At 41.8% G+C, this 18,817-nt stretch carries 14 protein-coding genes and 1 tRNA gene; 11 read left to right on the top strand and 4 right to left on the bottom strand.

The genetic code is table 11. From position 1 onward, the window contains the following. Positions 1 to 155 precede the first annotated feature (155 nt). A tRNA-Phe gene (locus tag OU683_RS15925) sits at positions 156 to 228 on the bottom strand. A gap of 119 nt (positions 229 to 347) precedes the next feature. Between OU683_RS15925 and OU683_RS15920 the strand changes: the two genes are divergently transcribed. The 7 genes from OU683_RS15920 to OU683_RS15890 all read left to right on the top strand — a co-directional run bounded on the left by OU683_RS15920 (position 348) and on the right by OU683_RS15890 (position 7,995). Continuing rightward, positions 348 to 1,079 carry a type III pantothenate kinase gene (locus OU683_RS15920; RefSeq protein ID WP_268140081.1) on the top strand — a complete coding sequence of 244 codons (732 nt, stop codon included), beginning with the start codon at positions 348 to 350 and terminating at the stop codon, positions 1,077 to 1,079. Further along, positions 1,076 to 2,323, top strand: a complete 1,248-nt coding sequence (gene bamG / locus OU683_RS15915) for a BamG family beta-barrel-assembly machinery protein (protein WP_268140079.1) — start codon at positions 1,076 to 1,078, stop codon at positions 2,321 to 2,323. The genes OU683_RS15920 and bamG overlap by 4 nt, the downstream gene beginning before the upstream one ends. A gap of 34 nt (positions 2,324 to 2,357) precedes the next feature. Beyond that, entirely contained in the window at positions 2,358 to 3,728 is a 1,371-nt protein-coding gene (locus OU683_RS15910) for a hypothetical protein (protein WP_268140076.1), read from the top strand. Position 3,729: 1 nt separating this feature from the next. Next, complete coding sequence (gene lptC / locus OU683_RS15905; RefSeq protein ID WP_268140074.1) at positions 3,730 to 4,296, top strand: LPS export ABC transporter periplasmic protein LptC; 567 nt, start codon at positions 3,730 to 3,732, stop codon at positions 4,294 to 4,296. Then, positions 4,293 to 4,484, top strand: a complete 192-nt coding sequence (locus tag OU683_RS15900) for a hypothetical protein (RefSeq protein WP_228916371.1) — start codon at positions 4,293 to 4,295, stop codon at positions 4,482 to 4,484. The genes lptC and OU683_RS15900 overlap by 4 nt, the downstream gene beginning before the upstream one ends. A gap of 5 nt (positions 4,485 to 4,489) precedes the next feature. After that, positions 4,490 to 5,776 (top strand): hemolysin family protein, encoded by a 1,287-nt coding sequence (locus OU683_RS15895; RefSeq protein WP_268140071.1) that lies wholly within the window; start codon positions 4,490 to 4,492, stop codon positions 5,774 to 5,776. Between the two features lie 98 nt (positions 5,777 to 5,874). Beyond that, positions 5,875 to 7,995 carry a peptidylprolyl isomerase gene (locus tag OU683_RS15890; protein WP_268140069.1) on the top strand — a complete coding sequence of 707 codons (2,121 nt, stop codon included), beginning with the start codon at positions 5,875 to 5,877 and terminating at the stop codon, positions 7,993 to 7,995. Positions 7,996 to 8,139: 144 nt separating this feature from the next. Here the strand turns inward: OU683_RS15890 and OU683_RS15885 are convergent, their stop codons facing one another. Then, entirely contained in the window at positions 8,140 to 9,063 is a 924-nt protein-coding gene (locus tag OU683_RS15885; protein WP_268140066.1) for a GYDIA family GHMP kinase, read from the bottom strand. Beyond that, complete coding sequence (locus OU683_RS15880; RefSeq protein ID WP_268140064.1) at positions 9,063 to 10,376, bottom strand: hydroxymethylglutaryl-CoA reductase, degradative; 1,314 nt, start codon at positions 10,374 to 10,376, stop codon at positions 9,063 to 9,065. The genes OU683_RS15885 and OU683_RS15880 overlap by 1 nt, the downstream gene beginning before the upstream one ends. Before the next feature lie 209 nt (positions 10,377 to 10,585). On the opposite strand from OU683_RS15880, the gene OU683_RS15875 reads away from it, so the two are divergent. The 4 genes from OU683_RS15875 to OU683_RS15860 all read left to right on the top strand — a co-directional run bounded on the left by OU683_RS15875 (position 10,586) and on the right by OU683_RS15860 (position 16,819). Then, positions 10,586 to 12,787, top strand: a complete 2,202-nt coding sequence (locus tag OU683_RS15875) for a S9 family peptidase (RefSeq protein WP_268140063.1) — start codon at positions 10,586 to 10,588, stop codon at positions 12,785 to 12,787. Then, positions 12,787 to 14,382, top strand: coding sequence for a peptide MFS transporter (locus OU683_RS15870; protein ID WP_268140061.1), 1,596 nt, complete (start codon positions 12,787 to 12,789; stop codon positions 14,380 to 14,382). Before OU683_RS15875 ends, OU683_RS15870 begins: the two co-directional genes overlap by 1 nt. Next, positions 14,382 to 16,169 carry a peptide MFS transporter gene (locus tag OU683_RS15865; protein ID WP_268140059.1) on the top strand — a complete coding sequence of 596 codons (1,788 nt, stop codon included), beginning with the start codon at positions 14,382 to 14,384 and terminating at the stop codon, positions 16,167 to 16,169. Before OU683_RS15870 ends, OU683_RS15865 begins: the two co-directional genes overlap by 1 nt. Before the next feature lie 98 nt (positions 16,170 to 16,267). Beyond that, positions 16,268 to 16,819, top strand: a complete 552-nt coding sequence (locus OU683_RS15860; RefSeq protein ID WP_268140057.1) for a thioredoxin family protein — start codon at positions 16,268 to 16,270, stop codon at positions 16,817 to 16,819. Positions 16,820 to 16,873: 54 nt separating this feature from the next. Here OU683_RS15860 and OU683_RS15855 read toward each other — a convergent pair whose 3' ends face one another. Then, positions 16,874 to 18,808 (bottom strand): ComEC/Rec2 family competence protein, encoded by a 1,935-nt coding sequence (locus tag OU683_RS15855; RefSeq protein ID WP_268140055.1) that lies wholly within the window; start codon positions 18,806 to 18,808, stop codon positions 16,874 to 16,876. Positions 18,809 to 18,817 lie beyond the last annotated feature (9 nt).

The raw sequence follows: 18,817 nt of genomic DNA, 5'->3' as shown, positions 1-18,817 counted from the left end.
AAAACAGAGTTCTTCTTGTATCGGCTTGAGAAATTATTTGCTTAAAAACTCAAAAACCCAGAAATTGTTCTTGATCCTGAATCAGGGGGAAATAAAAATCTATGTTTAACAAAAAAAGCCCCCTCTTTTTCAAGAAGGGGCTTCTGCTTTGCTAGTGGTGCCTCCAGGAATCGAACCAGGGACACAAGGATTTTCAGTCCTTTGCTCTACCAACTGAGCTAAGGCACCAGTGCTTAAAGCGGCTTACCTTGTAGTAAGCGGGTGCAAATATATATTCAAATTTAATATCTCACAAAGGAAAATGAAAAAAAATGCTTTTGTATTTTAGCTTTTTCAAGAACCCTCTCATGAACCTCATTGTAGATATTGGTAATAGTATCGCTAAACTAGCTGTATTCCAGCAGGATGAAATCCTTAAAAAAACTTCGGCAGACAAACTCTCGCTGAACAAAAAAATTTCTGAAATCTTTCAGCTATATCCCGAAATTAAAAAAGCTGTGGTCTCTAACGTGTCCTCAGCTAAATGGGAGCTCCCGCCGAACCTTAAAAATGAGGTAGAAGTGATCGAACTTTCCGCAGAAACCTCCCTGCCTTTTAAAAATAACTACGCTACTCCTAAAACCCTTGGCAATGATCGTAAAGCCCTCATTGCTGCAGCGGTAAAACATTATCCACAGCAAAATGTCCTGGTGATCGATGCAGGAACCTGTATTACTTATGATTTTAAGACGGCTAAGGATGTATATTTGGGAGGTGGAATTTCTCCCGGCTTAAAAATGCGATTTTTGGCTCTAAATAATTTTACTGCAAATCTTCCGTTAGTAGAGGCAGGAGAAGGATACGAACTCATTGGAAATTCGACTGCTTCCTCTATAATTTCGGGCGTAGTGAATGGCACTCTTATGGAAATTGAAGGCATTATTAATAAGTATAAAGAAAATTATACAAATTTAATATGCATAATTACAGGAGGAGATGGAACTTTCTTGTCTGGAAACTTAAAAAATGGCATATTTGCGAACTCCAATTTCTTGTTGGAGGGTTTAAATTATATTCTCGAATTTAATATCGATCAATGACAAAACGATTGTTAGTAATCGTATTCATTTTATTTTCAGTGATTACGACCGCTCAGGAGCGAACTTCCTCACCTTATTCTTTTTACGGTCTGGGTCTGAATACTTTTAAAGGAACCGTAGAAAACAGATCAATGGGTGGTCTTAGCATAGTATCAGACAGTATTCATGTCAACCTTCAAAATCCCGCAGCTTTGGGAAGGCTTGGATTGACTACATATACGGTTGGATTGAGTAATACTTCGGTTGAAATGAAGACCCAGGACCAAAGTGAAAGTAATAATACCACCTCCCTGGATTATCTTGCCGTAGGAATACCTGCGGGGAAGTTAGGTTTTGCCTTTGGGCTGGTGCCTTATTCTGCTGTGGGATATAATATTCTAGATATGGACCGGGAAGGCGGAGTGGCCAACAGGTACTCTGGAAAAGGAGGTATTAACCAGGTTTTTCTTGCCGCAGGTTATGCAGTCACACCTAGTATAAGTCTGGGTGCAGAAGTCAGCTATAACTTCGGAAATATTCAAAACAAAAGCATCTTTGTGCAGGAGGGTGTGCAGCTGGCATCTCGTGAAATTAACCGTAGCGATCTTTACGGTTTCACTTATAAGATTGGACTTGATTATGAGAGGATGCTTTCTGAAAAGTTACAGTTTAAAATGGGTGCACATTATACCCCCGAAACTACTCTACAGGCAGAAAATAAAGGAGAAATTGCTACTTTACTCCTGGGGGCTGAAGGCCAGGAGATTACCATAGACACCCGGGATGTAGATATTCCTGATTCCGATTTTGTGATGCCTTCCAGTCTTAGCGTGGGAGCCGGTATAGGCCAACCTAAAAAATGGTTTGTAGGAGCAGAATATGTGACAACAGCCGCAGGAGATTATAGCAACCGGGCATTTACTATTGAAGGAGCTTCTTTTGAGCAGGCTGCAAAATATAAAGTTGGCGGGTATTATATACCCAACTATAATTCCCTGACCAACTACTTTAACCGTATTGTTTATCGTGGTGGACTACGTATGGAGGAGACCGGGCTTCACCTTAACGGGGAATCCATTAATGAGTTTGGCATAGCTTTTGGTTTAGGACTACCAGCAGGAAGAATGTTAACCAATATAAACCTGGGGCTTGAGTATGGACAGCGCGGTACCACAAGTTCGGGGTTAATCCAGGAAAACTATTTTAACGCTATGATAAGCTTCTCGTTAAACGACAAATGGTTTATCAAAAGAAGATTTGAATAATCACAAATTATTAATCAGGAATAAAACTTAAACTATGAAAACCAAGGTTATACTATTTCTTTCGGGGGTTCTCCTAAGTACAGGAGCCTTGCAGGCACAGGCTAACCAAGAGTGTGCGACTACTGCAGCTCTTGCGTATAGCGACGCAAAAGCAAAAAACTATGATGCTGCCTGGACCAGGATCCAAACCCTAAGAAAGGAATGTCCCACATACCATATAGCTACTTATCAATATGGGGAGAGAATATTAAAAGATCGACTGGATAAGGCGCCAGATGCTGAAAAAAAGGAAATCGCACAGGACCTTATTAATATATATAATGAGCGTTTGCAGCATTTCCCTTCAAAAACAGATGCCGGTGAGGTTAAAGCCGATATTGCACAGCTGTCTTTTGATGTGAAATTAGGTACTTCTGAAGATCAATTCGAGGCTTTTGATAAAGCTTTCAAGCAGAATCCTAACAGTCTTAACGCAAAATCTTTATATACTTACTTCTACCTGTTGGTAGAGCTTCAGGATGCCGGTAAAAAAGATCTTCAGGATGTATTTGACAAATACGATGTCGTAATTGCAAAACTTGAAGAGCAGGAGAATGAAACAGCCCAGTCTTTGGCAGAGCTTATTGAAAAGCAGGAAGCCGGAGAGGAGCTTAGTGCAAAAGAGAAAACCAGACTTAATGCATATGAGAAAAACCTGGTGGCTTATAGTGCCGTGAAAGGAAGTATCAATGCAAAATTAGGTCAGCGTGCAGACTGTGATAACCTCATCCCTCTTTACAGTAAGGACTTTGACGCTAAAAGAGGTGATACCGAATGGTTGAAGCGCGTGAACAGCAGGTTATCTGCCAAAGATTGTACAGAAGACCCACTTTTCGTAAAAGTGTCTGAAGCTTTACATGAATTGGAGCCATCTGCAAGTTCTGCATATTCTTTAGGACAGTTAGCTGAATCTAAAGGAAACACAGCTAAAGCTATGGAATACTATAATCAAGCTGCAGAGTTACAAAAAGATCCTTCGGTTAGAGCGAATATCTATTACAGAATCGCCAATAACATGAAGTCTAAAGGTCAATTTGGACAGGCAAGAAATATGTATAGAAAAGCAATTAGTGCAAAACCATCACTTGGTAGAGCTTACTTGCAAATTGCCAATATGATAGCGCAGAGCGCTAACAATTGTGGGGATACAGCATTTGAAAAAAGAGCTGTTTACTGGAAAGCTGCCGAATATGCCGATAGAGCTGCGAGAGTTGATCCATCGATAAGTGGAACTGCCAATGAAACGGCAAGCGCCTACAGAGGAAGAGCACCGCAGCGTAGTGATATCTTCCAGAATGATATGCAGGGAAAAACCATAAACATTGGTTGCTGGATTGGTGAAAGCGTACGGGTACCTAACTTGTAATATGAATTTCACATACAGGAATATTTTTAAAGGCATTGTCACAACCCTCGTTGTGACAATGCTTTTTTCTTGTGAGGGCAATTTGAAAGGAGTGCAGCAAATGGAGATCCCCGAAGATGCACCTCAATCTATTGGTACAGGTATTAATTTAAAATATATTGATTCCGGTAGGGTGGTGGCGACATTAAAAAGTGAAACCATGAGGGACTATTCTAATAAGTTGTTTCCTTACAGGGAATTTCCCGATGGTCTGGTGGTGGAATTCTTCGATGAGAACCAAAAGAAAAATACTGTTACTGCCAACTATGGGATCGTCTACAATGAAACAGGACTTATAGACCTGCAGGGAGATGTTGTGGTTGTGACCAGTGACAGCACAGAGCTCATGGCCGATCAACTTTATTGGGACCAGGCCAGGAACTGGGTCTTTACAGATCATCCAAATACCATAAGGTTTAAAAACGGGGCACTCAATGAAGGACAGGGCTTTGATAGTAATCAGGAATTCAGTAATTTCCGGTCAAGGTCCAATGTGGGAGTGCAAATTTTAGAAGAAGACAAACAATGATGAAATTTTCGAAGTTTTTTGAATTTGCCTATCTGGCAGCGGCTGCGTTCTTTCTTTACGAAGCTATTATGATTTGGGATGAGCAGCGCAATCAGGCTTACCTTTTCCTGGTGTTCGTTGCCATTGGGATTTTTATGTTCTTCTTTAGGAGGCACTTTAGGCACAAATACGGTAACAGGAAGAAATAGGTTTTATGGCCTTTGAAATTATTATCATTTTGTGTTCCCTTATTCTTTCCGCATTTTTTTCGGGGATGGAGATCGCCTACGTATCGGCCAACAAGATACATGTAGAGATCGAAAAGAAACAGAATGACTTTTTAGCCCGGATCCTTACCCGGCTCACCCGCAAACCATCCAAGTTTATTGCCACCATGCTGGTAGGGAATAACATTGCCCTGGTGATATACGGTTTTTTTATGGGCGATTTGTTGATGAAATGGTTGGCACCCGGGAATTTTACAAATGAGATCGTGGTGTACCTGCTTACAGATCTTAGCCTTATTACCCAAACGATTATTTCTACTCTTATCATCCTGCTTACTGCAGAGTTTCTTCCCAAAGTGTTTTTTCAGATATACGCTAACTTTCTTCTGAAGTTCTTTGCTGTGCCGGCATATCTGTTTTATATTCTCTTCAGTTTCATTTCATCCTTTGTGATCTGGATATCAGATCTTGTGCTGAAGAATTTCTTTAAAACACAGGGAGACGAGGTGCAACTGGCATTTACAAAAGTAGAGCTGGGGAATTACATTTCTGAACAAATGGATAAAGTAGAACATGACCAGGAGGTTGATTCCGAAATCCAGATATTCCAGAATGCCCTTGAATTTTCTGAAGTTAAATCCCGGGAAGTAATGATCCCGAGAACAGAGATTGTAGCTGTAGATATCACGACAGATCCACGGGAACTGGTAGAGACTTTCACTGCTACGGGACTTTCAAAAATCCTGGTGTACAGGGAGAATATCGATGATATTATCGGGTATATTCACTCTTTTGAATTGTTTAAAAAGCCACCTACAATAAAATCTATTTTGCTGCCGGTGGTCTTTGTTCCCGAAACCATGTTGGTGAAAGATGTGCTCAACATTCTAATTAAAAAAAGAAAGAGTATAGCGGTGGTCATCGATGAATATGGTGGTACCAGCGGGATGATGACAGTAGAGGATATTGTGGAGGAGCTGTTTGGAGAGATCGAAGACGAGCATGACCCGGTAATTCTTATTGAAGAGAAACTGGAAGAGAATAAATATCTTTTTGCAGCCCGACTGGAAGTAGATTATCTCAATGAAAATTACAAGCTGGAAATTCCTATTGGGGAAAACTATGAAACTTTGGGAGGATATATTCTTGACCACACCGAGGAAATTCCTCCAAAGGACGGAGTCGTTGAAATCGACAATTTTACCTTCCATATCAAGGAAGTTTCCAACACCAGGATCGAGCTTGTGGAGGTGATAGTGAACCCCCAGGATTAATTTTTAGCTTTTCCCCACATTTTGAAGATTTATAGTTTTTTTAATAAACCTAAAAACGTTATTTTCGCCCCCTATATTTTAGAATTAACAATTAGACAATGGCAGTATTAAATTCAATAAGGAAACGTTCGGTCTTCCTAATCGTGATCATTGCTTTAGCACTTTTCTCGTTCGTATTAGCCGATGTTATTAGGAACGGAGGGATGGTTTCCCAAAAATCCCAAAATACCATTGCCACCATTAATGGTGAAGATATTGAAAGGGAGCAGTTCGCAAGGCAGGTAGAATCTTTCCAGAGAAACATGGGTCAAAACGCCACAACCTCTCAGGCGGTAGCCCAGGTTTGGGAAATGAATGTGCGAAGAGCATTAATGCAGGAGCAGTTTGAAGAGCTTGGTATTCGTGTTGAGGAAGCGCAGGTGAAAGAAATGATGAGGAGAGAACTTGCAAACAATCCTAATTTTACCAACGAGGCAGGAGTATTTGATGAAGCCAAATTAAGAGAATATGTGGCGACAATAAAGTCAACTTCTCCACAGGCATACCAGCAATGGTTGGATTATGAAACAAACCTTGCAGAAACTGCCAGGGAGCAGATCTACCTAAATCTTGTTAAAGCAGGAGTAGGCGCTACGCTTCTTGAAGGGGAGCAGGCATACAAGTTTGCCAGTGATAATCTTGATATGGAATTTGTACACATTCCTTATTCTTCAATTAATGATTCAGAAGTAGAAGTATCTAAATCTGAAATTCGTGATTATATTAAGTCTCATCCGGGTCAATTTAAAACTGAACCTACACGTGACATTCAATATGTTCTTTACGAAGAAACCCCTTCTGTTGAAGATGAGAACGAAGTAAAAACAGAACTGCTTGGACTTCTTAATGATAAGGTGGAATTCAATGCTGCAACCAACACCAATGATACGGTAGAAGGATTTGCAACTACAGCAGATTATGAAACTATGGTTAATGAACGATCTGATGAAAAATTCCAGGACAGGTTTGTATTTAAGAACCAGTTGCCTGCAGATCATGCCGATTCTCTTTTCAACCTTAATGAAGGAGAAGTTTACGGTCCTTTTAAATACAATGGATCATGGAGGCTGGCCAGAGTAGTTGAAACTGCGCAAATGCCCGACTCTGCAAAGGCGAGACATATACTTGTTTCATGGCAGGGTTCTCCGGTAGGAGGACAGGTAACCAGGAGCAAAGAGCAGGCAAAACAATTAGCCGATAGTATTGCTAATGTAGTAAAAGCCGACAGAGAAAAATTTGCCGAAATGGCTTCCCAATTCTCAGCAGACGCTTCAAATAAAGAAGACGCCGGTGAATTGGATTGGTTTACCCCGGGAGCAATGGTTCCTCCATTTAACGACTTTGTATTTACCAACAATGAAGGTACTATTGGAGTAGTTGAAACTCAATTCGGTTATCATGTGATCCATATTCAGGAGCAAACCGAAAAGGAGAAAGCAGTAAAACTTGCAACTGTTTCAAGAGCTATCCAGCCTTCAGAAAAAACATCAAACAGTCTATATGCTGAAGTAACCAAGTTTGAACTTGCAGCAAAAGATGCTGACTTTAGCGAGCTTGCTAAAGAGAGTGGAAAAGAAGTAAGGCCGGTGAAAGAAATCCAGGAGCTGGAAGAAAATATCCCTGGTATTGGTGCGCAGAGAAGAGTTGTGCAGTGGGCATTCGAAGATGATGTGGAAGTAGGTGATGTTAAAAGATTTGAAGTTCCTTCAGGTTATGTGGTTGCACAGGTAACTGCTGTTAACAAAGGAGGATTAAAGTCTGCAGAAGCAGCTTCTGCAACTGTTATTCCAATCCTTCAGAAACAAAAGAAGGCTGAAATTATTAAATCGAAAATATCTGGAGATAACCTTGAAGCGATAGCGCAAAATCAAGGGGTGCAGGTAAACACTGCAAATGCTGTGAACCGTAATAGCCCAACTCTTCCGGGAGTTGGAAGTGAGCCAAAAGTGGTGGGAACTGCATTTGGTCTTGACAGTGGCGAAACAAGCAGCCCGGTAGCAGGTGAAAAAGGAGTTTTTGTGGTGAAAGTGGTTCAAAAGACCGATGCGCCTCAAATGGAATCTTACAGGCCATATGCTGCGAGAGAAGCTTCAGCACGTAGAATAACTGTGAATACCGAAGTTTTTGAAGCTCTTAAAGAAGCTGCAGAGATAGAAGATAATCGCGCCAGGTTCTACTAGAGATCTGCCGAAAAATCACAAAAAAGCCCTTCAATTGAAGGGCTTTTTGTTTTATTAGGACCAGGATTTGGTAATCTTGATTTCAGGGTGAAAACTCTTAAAAGGCTCGTCTAATTTAAGCTTAGCGCCAAATGCCTTTCAGATTTATTGAAGGATCATTTCTTCAAAAGAAAGAATTGTAGAGTAGCCTTTTTCTTTAAAGTATTCCATATTGCCTTCTTTGCCCGTTGCCAGCACAAAATCACCGCCCCAACCACCAAGACTTTTTACTGCCCCGGGATAATCGGGAAACAATCGGCTTTTCACCTTTTGAAGTCCGAGGAGCTGCGAAATAATATTCTCATGCAGCTCGAGTAACAATTCAAATTCTAAGAGATCTCTGCAGGTGATAAGCCTATGTGTAAGCGCCGATATCTTTTCAATGGCTGTATCTAAAGTCTTTTTGTTCTGCTGCCGGTAATGTGCGATCGAATTCCGGCTATTCTGCTTTTGATTAAGATGTACAAAAAAAAGTTGATCCTTAAAAGGGGGATTAAAGGAGGTCTTTAAAATGCTATTTTCCATAGCATGTTTTTCAAAGGTTATGGCTTCGCCATTCATGGCTACGGCTACATCATATCCGCTGCCTCCAAAAGTGCTTTCCAGGAGCTTGAACGGGTCTATTTCCAGCCATTTTGAAAGGTTTGCCACTAGCGTTGAGGAGGTCCCCAATCCCCAGTCTCCGGGAAAATCGGCTTTTGCAGTAATTTCAAAGCCATTGCTTTTTTTTAGAATATTGGGCGCCATTTCGGCTGCAGAAAACAAGATCAAAAACAACCTTTTTGACACCTCATCACTTTGATGCTTGAGGGGAACTTCCTGAGTTGCCAAATCTGCAATTGCAAATTCATCCCTAAACCACAGCTCTCCCTTATGATTCAGGCTTTTCCATCGTATGACGGGAGTCTCGATCTTTTCCACTTCGAGGGTCTGTCCAAATTTTGTTGGTAAAGCGAGGGCAGTGGCTCCATCGAGCACTACATATTCCCCGCTTATCAATAACTTTCCATGACTGTGGAATTTTTGCATTACTGTCTCAATTTTTCAATTTGCTCTTCGACTGCGCTGTGGGAAACGTTATGGGACTTAAAATGTGCTACCAGCACCTCTTTTTCCCGGGGAGTTGCTTTCAACTGGTTAAGGATGTTCATAAGGTGCATTTTCATATGGCCCTGCTGAATGCCGGTAGTAGTGAGAGATTTTACTGCCGCAAAATTCTGTGCCAGTCCGGTTACAGCCACTATTTTCATCAAGTCTTCGGCTGAAGGGTTTTGAAGGATCTCAAGGGCGATCCTGGAAAGCGGATGTAGTCCCGTAAGACCTCCTACCGTTCCCAAAGCCAAAGGAATTTCCATCCAGAATCTAAACTTCCCGTCCCTCACATCGGCGTGAGAAAGGCTGCTGTATTTTCCCTCTTTTGAGGCGTAAGCGTGGATCCCTGCTTCCACCGCTCTAAAATCATTACCGGTTGCAAGAACTACAGCATCAATGCCGTTCATGATGCCTTTGTTGTGCGTTACTGCACGGTAAGGCTCTGCTTCAGCTATTTTTAATGCCCTTACAAATTTTGCTGCGAAATCTTCACCTGTTAGGCCATGATCGGCCAATTCGCTTACGGGGCAGGAGACTTCGGCCCTTACAATACAATCGGGTACATAATTGGAAAGTATGCTCATCACGATCTCAATCTCCTTTTCTGAAGCATCAAAAGCTTCGTGATTTTTTGCTTCGGCCCGGAAGGTTTCAGCAAAACGTTCAAGGCAGGAATTGATGAAATTCGCACCCATGCTATCCTTGGTTTCGAAAGTGCAGTGCAGCTGGTAGTAATCGCCCAAAAGATCGGTCTTATCCCGCAGCTCTACATTGACCACTCCGCCGCCTCTTTTTTCCATGTTCTTTGTGAGGGGAGCAACGGCTTCCAGCAGGCGCGGTTTCGCCTTGCTAAAGAAAGCCTGAAGTTTCTCCCGGTCTCCCGAATACATAAAATGCACCTGCCCAATTTTCTGGGTCCCCAGGACTTCAGCTTTAAAGCCCCCGCGCCTGCCCCAAAATTTTGCGGCTTTGCTGGCCGCAGCGATCACCGAGCTTTCTTCGATAGCCATTGGGACGGCATAAAGCCTGTCATTTATTAGAAAATTTGGTGCAAGCCCAAACGGGAGGTAGTAATTAGTAAGGGTGTTCTCGGTAAATTCCTCGTGAAGTTGTTGCAGACTGGAATTAGAATTCCAGTATTGAGTCAATATCTCTTTAGCTTTTGTATTACCGGAGAGATAAGTGCTGCTAAGCCATTCAATTTTTTCCTGTTTTGAAAGTTTGGAAAAGCCCGAAATTGGTTCGATCATTACGTAAATTTTGGAGGGGCAAAGATACAATTACTGGAAGAAATGCGACAGGATATGAAAGCAGTGAAGAGGCCGAAGAAAAAAATCCGGTCATTCTGCCATTTAAACCCTTTATTTCATTAACATCTTCTTATGATTTAACAGGAGAAAACCTGTTTTTTAGCCGAATTTTCACTAAACTTGGCAAGCAAAAATTTTAATCGCAAATAATGAAGTTGACCCACGGGCTTTTTGCCCTTTTTCTTTCGGCCACAACAGTTCTTACTGCACAGAAAAAAGACATTACACTTGAAGATATTTGGGGAGGCACTTTCCGTCAGGAAAGGATGGAAGCCCTGCAATCCCTCAATAATGGAAAAGAATATGTGGTTTTAAATTTTGACCGCAGCGCCGGGACATCTTCCATAGATGTTTACTCCTATAAAACCGGGGAGAAGACCCGTACGATTTTGAATAGTAAAGACCTTAAAGAGATCGAGACTTTTTCCGGCTATGAATTCAGTGAAAACGAGAACAAGTTAGTGCTGGGTACAGAAATAGAATCTATCTACAGGCATTCCACCCGCGGAATTTTCTACGTGTACGACCTGCAAAGCGGCGAGCTTAAAAAGATCTCTGATGATAAAATCAAAGAACCTACCCTGTCGCCAAACGGGGAGAAGGTTGCCTATGTATTCAAAAATGACATTTTCGTAAAGGATCTTTCTACAGGCGAAGTAACGCAGGTTACCAATGACGGGGAGATGAACAAGATCATCAATGGGGTTGCCGACTGGGTGTACGAAGAGGAATTTTCATTTGTACGCGCTTTCCAGTGGAACAAGACCGGCGAAAAGATCGCCTTTTTAAAATTTGATGAGACTGAAGTGCCCGAATTCTCTATGGATGTTTACGGGCAGGATCTTTATCCTTCACAATCTACTTTTAAGTATCCAAAGGCCGGAGAGAAAAATTCAGATGTAAGTCTTCATATTTATGATCTTGAGCAGAAAGAAATTTCAGATGTAAATCTGGGGGATTATAAAGATTTCTACATTCCGAGGATCAAATGGACAAATGATGCGAATGTTTTAAGTGCACAGGTGCTTAACCGTCACCAGAATGTGCTGGACCTGCTTTTTGTAAATGCTAAAAAAAATGAAGCAGAAGTTGTACTTACTGAAACCGATGAGGCTTATGTTGATGTGACCGATAATTTGACATTTTTGGAAGACAACAGCTTTATCTGGACCAGTGAAAAAGATGGCTGGAACCATATTTACCTTTACGATAAGACAGGAAAGCTAAAGAACCAGGTGACCAGAGGAAACTGGGAGGTGACTAATTATTACGGACTTGATCCAAAAACAAATACGATCTTCTATCAAAGTACCGAGAACGGAAGTATTAACCGTGATGTTTTCTCGGTGAAAACGAACGGAAAGAATAAAGAGCAGCTTACCGATAAGGTAGGCCAAAACAGCGCCGATTTTAGTGCAGATTATACTTACTTCATCAACAGCTATAACAGCGCAACTACACCTTATGAATTTACACTTCACCTTGCTAAGAATGGAAAGCTTGTAAGGGAGGTACTTAACAATGAGAAGCTGCTCGAGAAAATGGCAGAATACGAGATCGTTCCTAAAGAATTTTCTACTCTTGCAGTGAATGGTTCCGATCTTAATATGTGGATGATCAAACCACCTAATTTCGATCCTTCGAGGGAATATCCATTGTTTGTAGCACAGTATTCAGGACCTGGTTCACAGGAAGTAGGAAATCGTTTTAACAGCACAAATGATTACTGGTATCAAATGCTGGCAGGCAAAGGTTACGTAGTTGTGGGTATAGATCCCCGTGGTACCGGTTTTAAAGGCGCCGCCTTTAAAAAGGTTACTCAGAAGGAACTTGGGAAGTTTGAGGTTGAAGATATTATTGAAGCAGCCAGGATCCTCGGTGCCCGTGAGTATATTGATGAGGATAATATGGGAATATGGGGATGGAGTTATGGAGGCTTTATGTCTTCCAATGCATTGTTAAAAGGGAATGATGTGTACGCAATGGCAATTGCGGTTGCACCCGTGACCAGCTGGAGGTTCTACGATAGTATTTATACAGAAAGATACATGACTACTCCGCAGGAGAATCCATCGGGCTATGATGAGAATTCGCCTATCAACCATGTGGAGAAATTAAAAGGAGATTATCTGCTCATCCATGGGACTGGAGATGACAACGTACATGTGCAGAATACCATGAGGATGGTCGAGGCTTTGGTGCAGGCAAATAAGCAGTTTGACTGGGCAATATATCCCGACAAAAATCATGGCATTTACGGGGGCAATACCCGTTTACATTTGTACACGCTCATGACAAATTTTATTGAAGAAAATTTAAAAATTAACCCTAATATCAAATCATCCCTATAATGGCACAGGCAACAACAGCAGCGCATAGACGCGAATTATTTGGTCATCCGGTAGGTCTTTACATTCTGTTTTTCACCGAAATGTGGGAGCGTTTCTCCTATTATGGAATGCGCGCTATCCTGGTACTTTATCTTGTAAGTGCCACCCAGGGCGGTAACGCAGGGCTGGGCTGGACCAACGCCGAAGCTTTGGCGCTTTACGGCTGGTACACCATGTTGGTATATGTTGCTTCCATTCCCGGAGGTATCATAGCCGATAAACTTCTTGGTCAGAAAAAAGCGGTGTTGTGGGGAGGAATAATTTTAGTGGCAGGACACGGAATCCTGGCAGTTGAAGAAATGTGGGCCTTCTATACCGGGCTTGGGTTGATCATTGCCGGTGTTGGAATGCTTAAACCAAACATCTCTACCATGGTGGGAGGTCTTTACAAAGAAGGAGACATTCGTCGAGATAAAGGATTTACTATTTTTTACATTGGAATCAACCTTGGAGCTTTTCTTTCAAGTTTAATTGTAGGGTATGTTGGCGAGAATATTGGATGGCACTGGGGCTTCGGTCTTGCAGGAATAGCCATGGCATTTGGACTTCTCGTATACCTTTGGGGGCAAAAATATCTTGTAGAGGTAGGTAACCTGCTCTCCAAAGCCGAAAGAGATTCAGGTGCTTCCTTTGGAGGAATGTTTACAGATCTTTTTAAATCCCCGCTACAGTTAACAGTCACTGGTGTATTACTGGCAGGGTCAATCTATTATCTTCTAGCCATAGACATAGCATACGGTTTCCTTTTCATATTCCTGACTTTTGTAACCGCTATGATGTTGATGGTATACAAGGATCTTACAACTCAGGTGATGAAAGATCGCTACGTGGTGATGCTGCTCTCCTTTATTCTTGTAATTGTATTCTGGGGAGCCTTTGAACAGGCGGGAGGACTTATGAATATCTATGCTCTTGAAAAAACCGACAGGTCTTTACCCTTTAGTCTGCCATTGATAGGTAGCGAAGTGCCTGCTTCTTGGTTTCAGTCCTTAAATGCACTATTCATTATCATTTTCGGAGTGATCGTAGCCAACTTCTGGGCTAAAAGAAAATTGAAGAGTAAAGAAGCTTCTTCTATTTTCAAAATGGCGATAGGGGTCATCATAATGGGACTTGGATTTGTTTTCATGGTGTTTGCATCAATGGAATTTCAGAACAATGGAGCTTCAGCCATGTATTGGTTGGTATTAGCTTATCTTTTCCACACAATAGGGGAACTGAGTTCTTCGCCGGTTGCACTTTCATTCATTACCAAGCTGGCTCCCGTAAAATATGCATCTTTAATGATGGGGGTCTACTTTGCAGCGACTGGTCTTGGAAATAAGGTTGCGGGGATCGTAGGAGAATATTCTTCCGAAGCCGGGGATGGAACTATTTTCATGGGTATTACCATCTTCACCGTCGCCTTTGCTGTACTGGTGTTGTTGATGCTCAAACCTCTTAAACGCCTTACTCACGGAGTGGAAGATGAAGAGAGAGAATTACCACAACAGGAAAATTTTGAACTTGGAGATGAAGATCTTGTAGAAAAAGAAGAAAATAAAAGAAGAAGATAATGGCAGCTACGGTTCCGGCGGCAGAGAACGATTTCTTTAAATCAAAAGTTTTAGGTCACCCCGCAGGCCTTTTTGTTCTTTTCTTTACCGAAATGTGGGAGCGCTTCTCTTTCTACGGAATGAGAGTACTCCTTATCAACTTCCTTACAATGGCAATTGTAGGAGTGGATAATCCTGGTTGGGGCTGGAGTGCAGAAAATGCAGGCGCCCTTTTTGGAACCTATGCCGGGTTACTTTACCTTACACCTATTGCAGGTGGTATCATTGCCGATAAGATCACCGGCTATCGCTGGGCTGTAGTCATTGGAGCAGCTATTATGACCGCCGGTCACGCCTCAATGGCCCTGGAGACAGAATTCTCCCTCTATTTTGGTCTGGGCTTGCTGGTAATAGGTACGGGTTTCTTTAAACCCAATATCACCTCCATTATTTCTGAAATGTATGATGGTAAACCCGATAAAAAAGATGGGGCTTACACTATCTTTTACATGGGAGTTAATGCCGGAGCGTTCTTTGGAATGATGCTGTGCGGATACCTCGCCGAAAGAGTAGGATGGAGCTGGGGCTTTGGTCTCGCGGGAATTTTTATGTTTCTGGGGACACTTCAGTTCTGGCTTGCAAAACCTCTCTTTGGCAACATAGGAGGCGTGCCAGATAAAGCTAAACTGGCCGAAGAAAAAGCTAAAGAAGAAGCATCGGGAGTAAAAGATCATACTCACAACCCGTTTACCCTTTTTGACAAAATTCTTGTCCTTGCAACTTCTATTATTGGTTTACTTTATTTGATCAATGACCCGGTTTCCAGGATTGCAGATCTCAATCTGCTGCCGGCAGTAATGCCTTTTGACTTTAGAGGTGAACCTTTCTCTGGACCACTAGCCTTGGCTTTAATAGGTCTAGGTCTCTTTCTCGTTCTGGTCATTTCCCGAATTGCCCGTTATGCAAAAGTTGTTCGTGACCGAATGATTGCAGTGATCATCTTTGCCTTTTTTACTGTTTTCTTCTGGATGTCCTTTGAACAGGGAGCTACATCACTAATTATTTTTGCACGTGATTCTGTAGACCGTTTGCTGACAGGTACAGGGGCGACAGTTTTCAATATATTTAATACCCTTCTCACAGTGATACCGCTCATGATCATTACCTGGGTGCTCTTCCTGTTATGGAGGCAGACCTATAAACGGGTTTTGGGCTCTAATATCGTGCTGGTTATTTGCTTTGCCCTTATTTGGGCAATTGTGATCTGGATGCTGGTAAGGGAATTTCAGGGGGATGCTACAGAGATCACCGTTTCGTGGTTCAGTATTCTTAACTCATTCTTTATTATTGTCTTCGCTTCTTTCTTCTCGAAATGGTGGGAGAGCAAGTACAATCCTTCTGCAGCATGGAAGTACAGTTTTGGATTGATACTCCTGGGAATAGGTTTTGGCTTACTGGCCTTTGGCTCAAGTGGTGTAGCCGAAGGTGCAAAGGTGAGTATGATCTGGCTTATCCTGGCGTACCTTTTTCATACCCTGGGGGAATTATGTTTATCGCCGCTGGGACTTTCTTATGTTAGTAAACTGGTACCGGCGCGAATGATCGCTTTCATGTTCGGGATGTGGTATTTGGCAATTGCCATAGGAAATAAACTGGCAGGTTCCTTTGGAGGAATGATTAATGAAATTACCGAACAGTATAGTCTTTCTGCTTTTTTCCTCATATTTACCATTGTGCCAATTGCAGCCGGAGTATTGGTTGCGCTTTTAAATCCTTTGTTAAAGAAATTGATGCACGGAGTAAAATAGTTTCCTTCTAAAAAATGTATTTTTACGCCCTCTTTATGAGGGCGTATTTTTTTAAATTAGGTATGACCATTGCTATTGCTAAAGGAGAAAGAAAAAGCATGAAAAAAATTATTCTCAGTCTTATAATATTGTTACTTGCGTCACCTGTTATGGTAGCGCAAGAGATCAAGTGGATGACCATGAATGAAGCACTTGAAGCTCAAAAGGAAAAGCCTAAAAAAATATTTCTGGATGCCTATACCACCTGGTGTGGGCCTTGTAAAATGTTGGATAAAAACACTTTTTCTAATGAGGATGTCATAAAGTATGTGAATAAAAATTACTATCCTGTAAAATTTAATGCCGAAGGAACAGAGGAAGTTAATTACCGCGGGATGACCTTTAAAAATCCCAACTATGATCCTAACAGGAGAGGGCGAAACAGTCAGCATGATTTCGCCCGGGCGATGAAGATCACAGGTTATCCAAGCCTGGTCTTTTTTGATGAAAAAGGTAATCTTATTGGCCCTATTCCCGGTTACCGTACTCCGCATCAACTGGAGCTATTTCTGAAGATGTTTGTGGGGGAAGATTATAAGGATATTACCAGTCCCGAAGCTTTTCAATCTTATTCTGAAGGGTTTAATAATGAATTCGCAGTTTCGAATTAGCAATGGAATAATAATAGAACTTTGAACCTCACAAATTACAACTGTGAGGTTTTTTTATTCAATAATATAGGCTCCGTCCTGCCCGGTATAATAGAAGGGAATATTATTTTTTATAGCCGTTTCTTCCCATTTTTTGATGAGTGAAGGGTAATTACTGCCATCGGCAATGATTACCTTCGGCTTTGAGTTACTCAAAACCCGGTCGAAATTTAATCGGGGAGAGCCTGTAAGGAGCAGCTTAGTGTCTTGCGGAATTTCCTGCGGAAGGATTCCGCTGCTGTCAATCATAATCAGAAAATGCCCTTTTTGAATGTAAATATTTTTTAATGGTTTTTCTTCTATACCAGAGAGATCTTCTCCTACAGTATAATTTTGAAGTAATCTTAAATCTTTGGCCGGTACCTTTAGATCATGGTATGCCTTAAGTTTCCCGTTCTCCTGTATCCCAATTATGCTGTTCCGGTTTTTATGGAAGATGATTAGACGGTCACTCTTTTGAAATTCAGAAGTAATATAAACTGCCTGAAGAACTAAAACACTACAAAGGACGGCAATGATCCTTCTGTAATTAAAGGATCTCCACAACAGGAATAAAAGGAAAAAAAAGAAATACCAGGACAGCACTTCAGGAAGGTTAAAGGAAATATCTTTGAATAGAAATTGTTCGTGACCTGCAATCCAACTGACGGTTTCTATGAGTGTTTCAATGATCCTCTCGTAAGTTTCGGCAAGATAATAGGGGAGAATGTCTAAAAGCGCCAGAAAGATCACCAGCACGCCCAAAATAAGGATGAGGCCTAGAAAAGGGAGGATAAGCAGGTTTGAAAGAAAGAACAGTCCGGGAAATTGATGAAAATAGTATAGACTTAGAGGCAGGACTCCCACCTGTGCAGCAATGGTAACCGTTAATAGATCCCAGAAATATTTACCAATCCGGTTAGATGGAGAGTAGAGGTGGCGCAAAAGAGGTTGAAATAGTATAATGGAAAGTAGCGCAAGATAACTAAGTTGAAAACCCACTTCAAATATCCACTGTGGCTTAATGAGTAGGAGGAGCATGAGGGATAGGAAAACCGAATTAAGTGCACTTGTTCGCCTGTTCATTTCCATTCCTACTGCCAAAAAACTGAACATAGTTACCGCCCTCACTACCGAAGGAGAAAGCCCTGCAAGAATGGCGAAACCCCACAGACATAAAATGACAATGAGTGTCTTTATCAGTTTGCCTTTTTTGAATCTTTCCAGGGGTTTAAACATCTGGTGCAGGAGGAGTAATATGATTCCCACGTGCAGCCCCGAAACTGCCAGAATATGAATGGCCCCCGCTGCCGCAAAATTGTTATAGGTTGCAGCAGAGATATCCTGCTTTTGGCCCAGCAGCAGTGCCTGGACCAGCGAAAGTTCGTCTTTTCCGAAATTATTTTCTTCTAAGGCGTGAGTTATTTTCTTTCGAAAGTTTGCAGCTGCAGTGCTGATTCCAGAATTGTGGTCTGATAATTTAATATAGGCTCCCTTTCGGGAATCAGATTGCCGCCATATGTCCTTTCGGGACATAAAAGCGGAATAATCGAATTGATGTGGATTGAGAGGAGCGGCTATAGGATCCAGAGGTGAGGAAAGCATGATCTTCTCACCTTCCAGAAATGGCTTTTTAAGGCTGTCTTTTGGAGTGAGAAGCAGAAGTTTCCCAAAGGAGGATTTTCCATTGACCGCTTCAACTTCGGCAATAAATTTATTGCTGTAGAGATCGGGTTTCAGGCTTTCTTTGATACCAAGCTTCAGGAGCGGGATTTCTTCGGAAGATATTTTGTTGAGATAGTGGTTTGGCTGATGCTGCGGCAGGTGAAGGCTGCTGACAACAATTCCGAGGAGAAAAAAGAGGAGAAGCACACTGCTTCCGAAGAATAGATCGGGGAAAAGCAACTTTCTGGCTCTAAGATAGGAGATAAAAAATAGGATTAGCCCCGGCAGCAGTGTCAAAAAGGTCATTTTAAGGGA

It is taken from the genome of Salinimicrobium sp. TH3 (genome assembly GCF_026676115.1).
Lineage (GTDB): Bacteria > Bacteroidota > Bacteroidia > Flavobacteriales > Flavobacteriaceae > Salinimicrobium.
The sequence above is the reverse complement of the archived record's forward strand: the minus strand, read 5'-3'. Positions and strand labels throughout refer to the sequence as shown.